We start from the raw sequence: 12468 nt of genomic DNA, 5'->3' as shown, positions 1-12468 counted from the left end.
GCAGCCATCGCCGGGCTTCCAGCTGCCGGATCGCCGCGTTGGTCGAGCCGCGTAGACCGTCGATGTCGCGATAGCGAATCCACGGGCTGTCGGAAGGCCGTGGGCTTCGACGTAGCGCACCGGGTCGTTTACGGGGCACAGTCCCTTCGAAGGTTCGTCATGGACCGATTCTGGCAGCCGCGACCTCGCCCGGCCCCAGGGCCCTCCGCGATGCATCCATGCGCGGCGCTCGACGCACCGCGGCAGCAGGCTGACGCAGACGTTTCGTGGTGGGTCGGCGGCGCTTGCGCAGGTCAGCGCGGATGCGCCGGGAGAGTAGCCGGACGAACCAGTCCGGCATCCGTTTCACCCGGGTCTCGGAGACCGGCAGCGTCTGGCCGCGGAGGTAGTCGGCGAGGTCCCGGTGCTCGAAATCCTCCAGCGCAGCGACTGCGTGCTGCAGCCCTTGGTGGACGTACCGGTCGGTGTCGCGGAAGCGGGGCATCTCGGCGGAGAACACCGGAGCGTCTTCCAGCACGAGCCCGGCCGTGTGCTGCGGGACGTTCGCCGCGCACCAGAGGGCGAGGAGTCCGCCGGAGGAGTTGCCCGAGACGATTGAGGGCTCGCCGACCACCTCACGCAGAAACACGGCGACGTCGGCACCGACCGAAGTCCAGCAGTAGTCGCCGGGCGTCCAGGTCGACTTGCCGTGGCCACGAACGTCGACCGCGTAGACCTGATGCCGACGGGCGAGCGTCGGCAGGACCCGGTCGTAACTCTGCCAGGTGCCGGTCTGGGCCGGAAGCAAGACCACAGGCGGCCCGTTGTCCGGCCCCACGACGTAGTTCAGCCGTACGGCCGGCCCCGGTGTCGAAGCGGAGCTCCCGGTAGCCGGCCTTCCGGACTGCCCGCGACTCGATCTCACCCGGCAGGTCCTCATAAGGGTTGCGGTAGGGATACATACGCTGCTCCTCACGACCGCTGCTGCAATGATCGAATCATGGCTGCGCCGGAGGAGTTCTTCAGCGGTTCGCCCGATGGCTTGGCTCTCTACCGGGCGGTCGCCGACATCGTGGACTCGCTGGGGCCTGCGACCGTGGAGGTCGGTAAGTCGCAGATCGCCTTCCGTAGGCATAAGGGGTTCGCCTATGTGTGGCGTCCTGGGCAGTACGTGAAATCCGACGTGCCGGCGGTCCTGTCCTTCGGCCTGCCACACAAGCTCGAGTCGCCTCGGTTCAAGGAAGTCGCGCACCCAGCTCCAAGGGTATGGATGCACCATCTGGAGTTGCGCGACGGCAGCGAACTCGACGCAGAGGTTCGAAGTTGGCTCGCGGCCGCCTACGAGAACGCCGGCAACTAGCGCTCCAGCCATTGACCGGCCAATCGAGGGCTGCCCGCATCCCGTTGGCGTCAGATCGCTGAGAGGCTTCCCTGACACCAGCGAGATCCAGCGGGGCGCACGACTCACCGAGACCGGCCGCCCCACCCGTTACGTCTTCCGACGCGCCGGGAGGGGTCAATCCGGAGCTCGACGACTCCTCGGATGACGGCGCGTTAGGGGCGAACCAGGCCGCGGCCGGTCACAAGTGGCAGATCCAGCGCGGTGAGCAGGCCCGGGGGAGCGGCGATCACTGCCGGTACGGCGTTGACCAGGCGCATGGCGGTGGCTTTGAGCCCGGCGGTGTTGTGGTCGCCGTCGGAGGCGAGCATGGTCATGTCGAGGGTGTAGTTCGGTTCGCCGGTGACGACCACTCGGTAGCCGCCCTGGCCGGGAGGCTGCGGCCAGTCGGGCCCCAGGTCCGGGCGCAGCCGGGTGACGTGCTCCAACACGCAGACCGGCCGGCCACCGCGCATGCCGCGGACTTCGAACCGGAGTGCGGCGGCGGTGCCTTTGCCGATCGGGCCGGACGGGATGTCGAAGTCCTCCGGTGCCGGTAACCGAACGAACGATTCCTCGACGGCGTCCAGCTCGACCCCGAGCCCCGCCGCCAGCTGCCGCACCACCGATCCCCAGGCGATGCTCAGGACGCCTGGCTGCAACAGCATCGGCACGTCGTCCAACGGCTTGCCGAAGCCCATGACGTCGAACAGGATCAGCGGATTGTTGTAGGTGGCGTAATCGAGGATCTCCAGGCAGCGGACCTCGTCGATGCGCTCGCTGAGGCTGGTCAGCGTCAGTGCCATCCAGTCGTTCGCGAAGCCGGGGTCGATGCCGTTGACCCAGAGCGACGCGCCACCCTCGGCCGCCGCGGCCCGGATCGGATCGGACACGTCCGGCGGCACCACGCCGTCCGGGAACTGCAGGAACACCGGTCCGGAGGAGACGACGTCGATGCCTGCCCGGAGGAACCGGGTGAGGTCGGCGATCGCGGCAGGCAGCCGGTCGTCGGCCATCGCGGTGTGGACGATGCAGTCCGGCTTCAGGGCCAGCAGCGCGTCGGCGTCGCTGGTGGCGGTGACGCCGAGCGAGCGGTCGAGACCGGCCAGCTCCCCGGCGTCGCGTCCGACCTTCTCCGGGTTCGACACCCAGACGCCGACCAACTCTAGGTCGGGGCGGGCGTCGATGCCGGCGATCGTGTGCCTGCCGACGTTCCCGGTGCTCCATTGCACTACCCGGTACGGCATGCGGTCTCCTCAGTAGTCGGGCAGTCCGAGGTCGAGGTTGGGGGCGCGGAGGCCGCCGTCGACCTCCAGGATCGCGCCGGTGACGTAGCTCCCGGCCGGGGACGCGAGGTAGACGACCGCGGCGGCGACGTCCTCCGGATCGCCGATCCGGCGCAGCGGCGTGTTGTTCTCCATCGTCGTGCGCAACTCGTCGTTGTCGAGAACGAGTTCTAGCGCAGACGTCGCGACCGAGCCGACCGCGATCGCGTTCACCCGGATGCGCGGCGCCAGGTCGGCGGCGGCGAGCTTCGTGTAGTGCGCCAGCGCGGCCTTGGCAGTGCCGTAGGCGGCGTAACCGCGGGCGGGCAGCCTGCCCATCACCGACGAGATGTTGACGATCGCCCCGCCGCCGTCCAGCAGCGCGGGCACTGCGGCGGTGGTGAGCGCGTGCGCGGTCGAGACGTTGAACCGGAACGCCGACTCCAGCCGCTTGACGCTGGTCTTCAGCAGCGGCCGGGGCATCTCTCCACCGACGTTGTTAACGACGAGGTCGAGCCGTCCGAACGCGTCGACGGCCTGTTCGGCGAGCGCGCCGGCGGCGGTGGGGTCGCCGAAGTCGGCGACCACGACGTGTGCCTTGCGGCCGGTGGCGGCGATGCGGTCGGCCACCGTGCGCAGGTCGTCCTCGGTGCGGGCGGAGATCAGCACGTCGGCGCCCGCTTCGGCCAGCGCGACCGCCGTCGCCGCGCCGATGCCGCGCCCGGCACCGGTCACCACCGCCACCCGGTCATCGAGCCGGAACCGGTCCAGAATCATGCGCGGAACTGTAACACGTTCTACATTCGCAGAACTGCTGCTTGGCCCGGCGGTTGCGCTGCGGCGCGAACAGGATGGTTGAGTGGAGGGACTACCGCACTGAGGGAGAGAACGATGAGCGAGGACGCACCGGCCTGGTTCACCGAGGCGCTCGCGGCCCCCGTCGAACTCGGCGTCGTCGACGTCGACGGCGCGCCGATCCACTACCGCGCCTGGGGCAAGGCCGGGAACGACGGTGGGATCGTCCTGGTGCACGGCGGCGCCGCGCACAGCCGCTGGTGGGACCACATCGCGCCGTTCCTGGCCCGGGACCGGCGGGTCGTCGCGCTCGACCTCTCCGGCCACGGTGACAGCGGCCGCCGCGACGAATACCGGATGGACTGCTGGGCAGACGAGGTGCTCGCCGCGGCCGCGCACGGCGGCGCGGGCCCGGATCCGCTGGTCATCGGCCACAGCATGGGCGGCATGGTGGCGATCACCGCGGCCCGGCTGCGGGGCACCGAGATGGCCGGTGCGGTCGCGATCGACACCCCGTTCTGGGAGGAACAGCCCGAGGAGCAGGCCGCCGGTGCCCAGCAGGCGTTCGGGCCGCTGCGCCGGTACCCGTCCCGGGAGGACGCGCTGCGCCGCTTCAAGCTGATCCCGCCGCAGGACGGGAACGTCCCGGCGGTGTACGCGCACATCGCGGAGACCTCGCTATACGCCCACGACGACACCTGGACGTGGAAGTTCGACCCGAACGTGTTCCGCGGGCGCGCGCGGCCGGTCCCGCTGGAGCTTCCGCAGTGCCGGGTCGCGGTGTTCCGCGCCGAGCACGGCCTGGTCCCGGTCGACATGGGGGAGCGGATCGCCGAGCGGCTGGGGCGTGTGGTGCCGGTGATCGAGATCCCGCTCGCGGCCCACCACGTCATGATCGACCAGCCGCTCTCGCTGATCACCGGCCTGCGCACGCTGCTGGAAGACTGGACGCACTCCGAGCCCCATAAACCTCGCCCGTAGGTGCCCCGGAGAGCTACGGTCGGGTATGGGTACGGACGGCGTCGATCTGGTAGCGGCCCTCGCGCGGGTCGTCGGTGCCGACTGGACCTACACCGACGCGCACGAGCTGCGTACCTACGAGTCCGACGGCCTGCTGCAGTACCGGGCGTTGCCTCGGGTTGCGGTGTTGCCCGGCTCTGCCGACGAGGTCCGGGACGTCGTCCGGCTGTGCGCCGAAGCCGAGGTGCCCTGGGTGGCTCGCGGCGCCGGCTCCGGGCTCTCCGGTGGCGCACTTCCGGTTGCTGACGGCGTCCTCATCGTGTTGACCAGGCTCAACCGCATTCTGGAGATCGACCTCGACAACGCACGGGTCTGCGTGGAACCCGGCGTGACCAACGCCGCGGTCACCGCGGCGGTCGGGCCCGCGTTCTTCTACCCGCCGGACCCCTCCAGCCAGGTCGTGTGCTCGATCGGCGGCAACGTGGCCGAGAACTCCGGCGGCGCGCACTGCTTCAAGTACGGCTTCACGACGAACTACGTCACAGGGCTGGAGGTCGTGCTGACCGACGGTTCGGTGGTGCAGCTGGGTGGTGTCGAGCTGGACGCTCCCGGTTACGACCTGCTCGGTGCGTTCGTCGGGTCGGAGGGGACGCTCGGCGTCGCGACGAAGATCTGGCTGCGGGTGATCCCGGCGCCGGAGGCGGTGCGGACGCTGGTCGCGTTCTTCGACTCTACGCACGCCGCGGGTGAGGCGGTGTCGGAGATCGTCCGGGCCGGGGTGGTGCCCGGCGCGATCGAGATGATGGACGCGGTGACGATCGGCGCCGCCGAGCAGATGGCGCACGCCGGTTACCCGGTCGGGCGGGGCGCGGCGTTGCTGGTCGAGCTGGACGGCGCCGCCGAGGAGTGCGAAGCGCTGTTCGACGAGGTCGTCGCGGTCTGCGAGCGGTGCGGCTCGGACGACGTCCGAGTGAGCAGGGACGAGGCAGAGCGCGCGCTGTTCTGGAAGACGCGGAAGGCCGCGTTCCCGGCCATGGGCCGGGTCTCGCCGAACTACTTCGTGCAGGACGGGGTCATCCCGCGGACCCGGCTGCCCGAGGTACTGACCCGGATCGACGCGTTGGCCGACGAGTACGGGCTGACCGTCGCGAACGTGTTCCACGCCGGTGACGGCAACCTGCACCCGCTGGTCTGTTACGACGGGCGCGTCGAGGGGGAGGCGTCGCGCGCCGAGGAGCTGGCCGGTGCGATCCTCGACGTCTGCCTGGACGCCGGTGGGTCGATCACCGGCGAGCACGGCGTCGGCGTCGACAAGCGCAAGCACATGACGAAGATGTTCGCCGACGCGGATCTGGATGCGTTCCAGCGGTTGCGCTGCGCGTTCGACCCGGCGGGCCTGGCGAACCCGGGCAAGGTCATGCCGACGCCGCGGCTCTGCGGCGAGGTGCCCGGCCCGTATCGGCAGCATCCGATGGAGGCCGCGGGGCTCGCGGAGCGGTTCTGATGCCGCTCGCTCCGGAATCCGTTGCGGACGCCGCCGAGATCCTGCGGGATTTGGGTGAGGCCGGTACCACCGTGCGGCCGGTCGGTAGCGGGAGCCGCGCGGGCTGGGGAGGGCCGGATGACGCCGCCCGTATCCTCACCACCGCAGGGCTGCGCCGGATCATCGAACACAACCCCGGCGACTTCACCGCCGTGCTGGAGGCCGGCGTCCCGCTCGCGGACGCGCAGGCCGAGTTCGCGAGCGCCGGCCAGTGGCTCGCGCTGGACCCGGGTTCCACCGGAACCATCGGCGGCCTGGTCGCCACCGCCGACTCCGGACCGGCCCGGCACCGCTACGGCGGCGTCCGCGACCTGATCATCGGCGTGACGCTGGTGCTCTCCGACGGCACCGTCGCCCGCTCCGGCGGGCGGGTGATCAAGAACGTCGCGGGTTACGACCTCGGCAAGCTGTTCACCGGCTCCTACGGCACGCTCGGGCTGGTCGCGGAGGTCGCGGTCCGGCTGCACCCACTGCCGTCCGGGACCGCGACCGCGGTCGCGTCGTTCACCGACCCGTCCGCGCTGGCCGAGGCCGCGGCCGGGCTGTCCCGCCGTCCACTCGAAGCACTCTGTTTGGACGCCAGATGGCGCGCCGGCGCCGGTCAGCTGCTGACGCGTTTCGGCGGCGTCACCGCATCCGCGCAGGCGGCGGCGCTGGGTGGCCTCCCGGGGGCCGCCGCTGCCGAGGTTGTCGAGGACGACGCGGAGCTCTGGGAGGCCCAGCGCGCCGGGCAGCGCTCGGCGGACGGCGTCGTCCTCAAGGTGTCGGCGCGGCCGACCGACCTCGCGCGCGTGCTGCGGTTGGCCGATGACGTCGGGGCGGCGGTGGTGGCGCGGGCCGCGCTCGGGCTCGCCTGGCTGGTGCTGCCCGCCGAGCGGGCGGGGGAGGTCGGGGCGGTGCGTGCGGCGCTGGCTCCCCGTGCGGTGGTGACGCTTGACGGCGGTGATCGGGTGGAGTCGCCCTGGCCGGAGATCGACCCGGGCGCCGCCGCGGTGATGCAGCGGATCAAGGCGCGCTTCGATCCGGCGCGGATCTTCCGTCCCGGCGCGTTCGTGGGAGGTCTCTAGATGAGCGTGCTTCCGTCCGGCGGTGATCAGCCCGCGCTACGGGGTGCGCCCGGCGCCTGGGACCCCCAGCGGCCACCGGATCCCGACCTGATCAAGGACTGCGTCCACTGCGGGTTCTGCCTGACCACGTGCCCCAGCTACACGGTGTTCGGCAACGAGGCCGACTCGCCGCGCGGCCGGATCGTGCTGATGCGGGTCGGGCACGAGGAGTCCGAGACGCTCAGCCCGACCATGCAGACCCACTTCGACCGGTGCCTGGGATGCATGGCATGTGTAACCGCGTGCCCGTCCGGCGTGCAGTACGACCGGCTGATCGAGCAGGTCCGGCCGCAGCTGGAGCGGAACGTCCCGCGCTCGCGTGGCGACCGCGCGTACCGGGCGCTGATCTACGGGGTGTTCACGCACCCCGGGCGGGTGCGGGCGCTGGTGCCGATGCTCGCCGCGTCGCGCGGCGTGGGCGCGCGGCTGGCGCGCCTCGTCCCCCGGACGCGGATCGGCGCGCTGCTGTCGCTGGCGCCGCCGGTGCGGATCGACGCCGCCGTGCGGCAGCTGCCCCGGGTGACGCCGGCCGCCCCGGACGTCGCGTTCCGCGGCCGGATCGGGTTTCTCCAGGGCTGCATCCAGCGGGCGCTGTTCGGCGACGTCAACGCCTCGACGGTCCGGGTGCTGGCCGCCGAGGGATTCGAGGTGCACGCGCCACGGGTGCCGCGTTGCTGCGGTGCGCTGCAACTGCACGGCGGGGCCGAGGACTCGGCGCTGGTGCAGGCCCGCAAAGTGATCGCCGCCTACGCGGGATTCGACACGATCGCGGTCAACGTCGCCGGCTGCGGGTCGGCGATGAAGGACTACGGGCACCTGCTGGCCGACGACCCGGAGTGGGCAGCCCGGGCGGCCGAGTTCTCCGCGAAGGTGCGGGACGTCCACGAGGTGCTCGCGGCGGTCGAGCCGCAGGCGGTGCGCCACCCGATCCCGCTGCGGATCGCGTACCACGACGCCTGCCACCTCGCGCACGCCCAGGGCGTTCGGCAGGCCCCCCGTGACTTGCTGCGGACGATCCCGGGGCTGGAGCTGGTCGAGCCGGCGGAGTGGGAGCTGTGCTGCGGCTCCGCGGGCATCTACAACCTGACCCAGCCGGCCGCGGCGGCGGAGCTGGGACGCCGCAAGGCGGCGAACCTCGCGGCCACCGGCGCGGACGCGATCGCCGCGGCGAACCCGGGGTGCGCGCTCCAGGTCACCGCCCACCTGGAGAGCCCCATCCCGATCCACCACCCCATGACCCTCCTGGACGACGCGATCCACGCGGCCACCCTGGCGTGAAGACTCATCGGGGCTATACCGCGGGTAGGCCGCACGCCGTTCGGTTCGCGCACCTGAATTCGCCGATCCCATCCACCACCCGATGACGCCGCTCGACGCGTCTCTCCGCGGCGTGCCGCCCGGCCAGTAGCCACCGTCTACCGTGGGCGGACCCCGCAAAACCGTCGAACTGGAGTCGTGCGTGATCGTCATCGCTCTCGGACCCGAGCGCCCCATCGATCCCGAGGTCGACGACCTCGGACGCCGCCGCGTCGGATACAGCCCGTCGATGAGCGAGGCGGCGGTCTACGAGGCCAACCACGGAACCTGGAAACTCGGTCCGCGCGCAGTGGACGAACAGTACGCACTGCTCACGTTCGAGGGCACGGTCGTGCAGGCAATTGAAATCGACCGCGTCGAGCGCGTCGCCGAAACGGTTCCCGGCCGAGAGGGCTCAAGCCGTTCCGTGATCCACGGCAAGGTGCTCCAGCCGGGTGGCCGGGTTTACGACGCTTACGTCGATCAGCCGTCGCCGGTACCGCCGGGACGCAACCCGGTTCGCTACTACGATGAACCATGAGCTGAAGCGTCGCGACAGCACGTCGGCGAAACGCAGCCCGGGGTACACCCACGGACCGGCGGGCAAATCGTTCTAACAATCACGAGCCGCTGCCCGGCCGGTTTCGCAGTTCCTGGACGATGTCGTTCACGATGTCGGCCCAGCTCGCGTCCGCGCGCCGGTATTTCGGATTTCCGAGCAAGTCGAGTCGCACGTTCTCGACCTGAATCGCGAAGACCCGCAGTTGCCAGGAGGCGTGGCGCTCGGCGATGAGCCGTGCCTCCTCGCGGCAGTCCTCGGCGTCCGCATAGGCCCGCGTCAGCAGGGTAATTGCCACGTCGGCCCGGTCGAGGTCGCTGATCGTTCGGGCCCGCTGCCGGAGGGCACCCCTGTCGACGACGTTGAGCACCTCGGTGAAGCGGCTCCGTAGTACGAGCGCCAGCGCCGCGGCGACGTCATGGTCGTCGTCCGCGTAGCTGAGGAACACCGGCATCGGCAGCTGAGCAGCGGCTTCGAAGTAGCCGCGTGCCTTGCTGGTCGTGTCCATCAGCCGGGGTTCGGCGAAGATCCGTTCCGCGCGGTCCAGGACCCGGGCGTGCAACGTCTCCACGTCGTCCCAGTAGACGACGTCTTTGGCGTAGTGCCTAGCCTGGCCGCCGAAGAGCAGCGTGTCTACGGACGCGTCCGGTTCCGGTGTCTCCGGCTCCGGCCCATGGCGGAGCCGGAGCGTGGGAACCGCCTGCCCGCGGAGATATGCCGCGACGACCGGAGCAGCCGGGTGATCCATGCTCAACACGACGGAGTCGCACTCCCGGAGCCGAGCGAGGAATCGGTCGTCCATCGCCGGCGGTATCGGCACCAGAACGGTGTCTCTTCCCCTCGTCTCGATGCTCTCGACGACGATTGCCCCCAGCTCGGCATCGTGTGCGTTCTCCGTCGGGACGAGAATGCCGACGCTTGCGCCGTCGTCGACCGAGATTCGGCGGGGTGCGCCCTCGAAGCGTAAGAGGAAGTCGGCGAACGGCCGCTGTATCGCGCGTTCCACGAGCTGGTCGTTGTCGCTCAGCGCTTCCTGAGCCGAATATTTGACCGCCTGCACGCCGCGCGGTGGGTTCAGCACGCTTTGGTACCGCTGATCGATGAAGGCGATCGCCGGCTTCCGGGCTCTAGCGGCCATCTCCAATTCGAGTTGGAAGTAGGTGGCCGATCGAACCAGGTCGTCGCGTGACATCGTCTCCAGGTCGCCACGGAGCGGGTAGAAGCCGACAAAATAGTCGGTGTTCCGGATCAGGCGCTCCAGCCGGGTCGTGCTGAGCCTCAGCCCCTTGCGGTCGACTTCGAACCGAAGATCGGTCAGCTCGGCGACCTTGTCGAAGAAGCGCAGGTTGATCTCGGGTGACCGGTAGCTGTGGCTCAGGAACACCTTTGCGGTGGGCCGCCGCTGCCGGGTGCCCCGGGCGGCGGGCCTCGTCGTGGTGCGCTCGCGGAGGAGCCGCTCGATCAACGTGCCGAAGTGGCTCCGGAGCTTCTTCGCGAAGTCGTTGTAGCGGAACTGGACGACGGTCAGCTGCCGCTCGTCGGATTCCAGGTCGCGGAGGAGGCGGACGAGCCGCTGGCCGTTCTCGTCCAGCACCGCGAGATCAGAGACCTTCGACGAGAGCGTCCGGTAATCCTGGTAGGTCTTCGCGAAGCAGAAGACGAGGAACGGGCGGCCGCTCTCCAGCGCCGCGTGCAGTTCCTTCTCCCAGGTGACGACCCCGTAACGATCAATGAGGACAAAGACGCAGACGTCCGCCTCCTGAACGGAGGTGATCGAGTTGCGTTCCCAGCTCGCGTTCGCGTCATTCAGATACTGAATCCGGCCCGAAAGGTAGTGCCAGGCCTCACCACCGAAGCCCTCGACGACTTCGGCGAAATCGTCCTGAACATTCTCCGTGTCGGACGCCCCGCAGAGCATCACGCTCAGCGCCACTGGATCACCCCCGGCCCGTTGGGCCGCCAGTATCGCAGCAGCGCAATCGGCCGGTGGCTCGGATGGCGACGCCCTAGGGTCCGCCGTCGAGCGCCGGCCCGGACGCCGCAAGCGCCTGCCGGCCACCGCGACCGGCAGGCGCTCACCCGGTCAGCCGATCAGCGTGCACCAGACGACGCCAGCCGTGAACAGCGCTGGATTCGGTGCCTTGCGGAGTTCCGCAGCGCTTGGCAGCTTGCGCTTCCAGAGCACCTTCGCCAGGCGGCCGGGGCCGGTGAAGTGGCTCTTCACGCCTTGAACGACGCACTTGCCCACCGGCTTACCCATGGAGACCGCGGCTCCGATGTCCCCGGACGACGTTCGGTTGGACACGGTTCCCCCTTCAGCGGTGTCGCCGTTGTCGTCCATCAGCACGAATGTCGTCGGGACGACCGCTGCACAAGAGAATTGTTCTGAGTCGGGCAGTGCGGCGACGAGCTGGTCGCCGGTTGCAGGCCCGACGATGCCGTCCGCGAGAAGGTTGCGGGCGACCTGGAACCGACGAACCGCCGCGTAGGTTTCATCGCCGAACTTCCCGTCCGCGGTGATGCCGAGGGCCCGCTGGACGCACGCGACGCCGCCCGGCGGATTCGCGTATCGGGAGGACGGTCCGATGTAGCGGACGCCCGGGTTCGCGGTCGCAGTGCCTGCCGGCAGGAGAGCGAAGGTGACGGCTGCTCCGACCACGGCGACGAGCGCGCAGAGACGACGTAGCGCGGTCATGGTGAAAGGCATTCGATTCCCGGAGTCGAAGGAGTGGGCGCCACCGTCCGTCGTGCGGAGCAGGACCAGGTGGACCGCCCGTGGTCGCTCGCCAGATTCGGTGACTTGCACCGTTATCGGGCATCGGTCGACCGGGCCGACGCTGTGGTTGGTCGGCGGCATGGGGCGATCCGATCGAGGCGACCACCACGACGATGCGCCGATTCAGCGCGGTGAACCCTGAATCAGCGTTGGGCGTCCTGACCCCTGGGGGAACAGGCTCAGCTACGGGGGTAGCCGGACCGGTCCTCGGGCGGACCCACTCGCGGGTGCCCGGTGGCTCGTCGGACTACCGCGGGGCACTCTCCCCGACGGGGGCAGCACCGTGAGCTGCGAGAGCCTTGGCCTTCAGCGTCTCGAACTCAGCCGCGTTGATCGCGCCGGAGTCCAGCAGTTCCTTCGCCGAGGCGATCTCGCCGGCCGGGCCCGACGTGCCGCTGTTCGACCCCGCGACCGACCTGATGTAGGCGTCCTGCCGCTTCTGGGACGCAGCTTGGGCATCGAGCGCGCGTTCGGTCATGCCGTGGCCGCGGGCGATCAGGTACACCAGCATGCCGATGACCGGCAGGATGATGAGGAACAGGGCCCACAGCGTCTTGGCGACTCCGCCTAGGTCCCTGCTCCGGAAGAGATCCCCGAAGATCCAGAACAGCGACATGAACCATGCGAAGAAGATGAAGAACTCGAAAAGCGCCAGTAGGAACGACCCGTTGTCATCGAACACCGCGGTACCCCTTCCGGGATCGCCGCCGAACGCGTCGGCGGGGCCTGGGAGTCATCTCCCATCTCCCAGTGCAACTGACCCGGATCGTCTCCGCCTCATCCGCCGCGAATAGTTCCGTGCCCGCAGAGC

General features: G+C 70.0%; 12 protein-coding genes. 6 read left to right on the top strand and 6 right to left on the bottom strand.

Annotation, left to right across the window (positions count from 1 at the left end):
- Positions 1-157: 157 nt before the first annotated feature.
- A complete protein-coding gene (locus BUB75_RS34115) occupies positions 158-793 on the bottom strand; it encodes an alpha/beta fold hydrolase (protein ID WP_218617938.1) in 636 nt (211 codons plus the stop codon).
- 186 nt (positions 794-979) lie between these two features.
- On the opposite strand from BUB75_RS34115, the gene BUB75_RS34110 reads away from it, so the two are divergent.
- Positions 980-1339 carry a DUF5655 domain-containing protein gene (locus BUB75_RS34110; RefSeq protein ID WP_073263107.1) on the top strand — a complete coding sequence of 120 codons (360 nt, stop codon included), beginning with the start codon at positions 980-982 and terminating at the stop codon, positions 1337-1339.
- Between the two features lie 194 nt (positions 1340-1533).
- On the opposite strand, the gene BUB75_RS34105 is transcribed toward BUB75_RS34110, so the two are convergent.
- Together BUB75_RS34105 and BUB75_RS34100 are read right to left on the bottom strand one after the other, a co-directional pair.
- Complete coding sequence (locus BUB75_RS34105) at positions 1534-2604, bottom strand: NAD(P)H-dependent amine dehydrogenase family protein (protein WP_073263105.1); 1071 nt, start codon at positions 2602-2604, stop codon at positions 1534-1536.
- A gap of 9 nt (positions 2605-2613) precedes the next feature.
- Positions 2614-3399: an SDR family oxidoreductase gene (locus BUB75_RS34100; protein WP_073263103.1), complete on the bottom strand. Its 786-nt coding sequence runs from the start codon at positions 3397-3399 to the stop codon at positions 2614-2616.
- Between the two features lie 114 nt (positions 3400-3513).
- Here BUB75_RS34100 and BUB75_RS34095 point away from each other — a divergent pair, with 114 nt between their 5' ends.
- The 5 genes from BUB75_RS34095 (at position 3514) to BUB75_RS34075 (ending at position 8863) form a co-directional block, all read left to right on the top strand.
- A complete protein-coding gene (locus BUB75_RS34095; RefSeq protein WP_073263101.1) occupies positions 3514-4398 on the top strand; it encodes an alpha/beta fold hydrolase in 885 nt (294 codons plus the stop codon).
- Positions 4399-4423: 25 nt separating this feature from the next.
- The gene (locus tag BUB75_RS34090) at positions 4424-5881 is read left to right on the top strand and encodes an FAD-linked oxidase C-terminal domain-containing protein (protein ID WP_073263099.1); all 1458 of its coding nucleotides are present in this window, start codon (positions 4424-4426) and stop codon (positions 5879-5881) included.
- A complete protein-coding gene (locus tag BUB75_RS34085; protein WP_073263098.1) occupies positions 5881-6987 on the top strand; it encodes an FAD-binding oxidoreductase in 1107 nt (368 codons plus the stop codon). Before BUB75_RS34090 ends, BUB75_RS34085 begins: the two co-directional genes overlap by 1 nt.
- Positions 6988-8304: a (Fe-S)-binding protein gene (locus BUB75_RS34080; RefSeq protein ID WP_073263096.1), complete on the top strand. Its 1317-nt coding sequence runs from the start codon at positions 6988-6990 to the stop codon at positions 8302-8304.
- Between the two features lie 268 nt (positions 8305-8572).
- Positions 8573-8863 (top strand): hypothetical protein, encoded by a 291-nt coding sequence (locus tag BUB75_RS34075; RefSeq protein ID WP_143175592.1) that lies wholly within the window; start codon positions 8573-8575, stop codon positions 8861-8863.
- 79 nt (positions 8864-8942) lie between these two features.
- Here BUB75_RS34075 and BUB75_RS34070 read toward each other — a convergent pair whose 3' ends face one another.
- From BUB75_RS34070 to BUB75_RS34060, 3 genes are all read right to left on the bottom strand, one after another.
- Positions 8943-10814, bottom strand: a complete 1872-nt coding sequence (locus BUB75_RS34070) for a TIR domain-containing protein (protein WP_073263092.1) — start codon at positions 10812-10814, stop codon at positions 8943-8945.
- A gap of 150 nt (positions 10815-10964) precedes the next feature.
- Positions 10965-11588: a peptidoglycan-binding domain-containing protein gene (locus BUB75_RS34065; protein WP_084742064.1), complete on the bottom strand. Its 624-nt coding sequence runs from the start codon at positions 11586-11588 to the stop codon at positions 10965-10967.
- A gap of 316 nt (positions 11589-11904) precedes the next feature.
- A complete protein-coding gene (locus BUB75_RS34060) occupies positions 11905-12339 on the bottom strand; it encodes a PLD nuclease N-terminal domain-containing protein (protein WP_073263087.1) in 435 nt (144 codons plus the stop codon).
- Positions 12340-12468: the final 129 nt, after the last annotated feature.

The sequence above is a fragment of the Cryptosporangium aurantiacum genome (assembly GCF_900143005.1).
In the GTDB taxonomy this organism is placed as follows: Bacteria; Actinomycetota; Actinomycetes; order Mycobacteriales; family Cryptosporangiaceae; genus Cryptosporangium; species Cryptosporangium aurantiacum.
The sequence above is the reverse complement of the archived record's forward strand: the minus strand, read 5'-3'. Positions and strand labels throughout refer to the sequence as shown.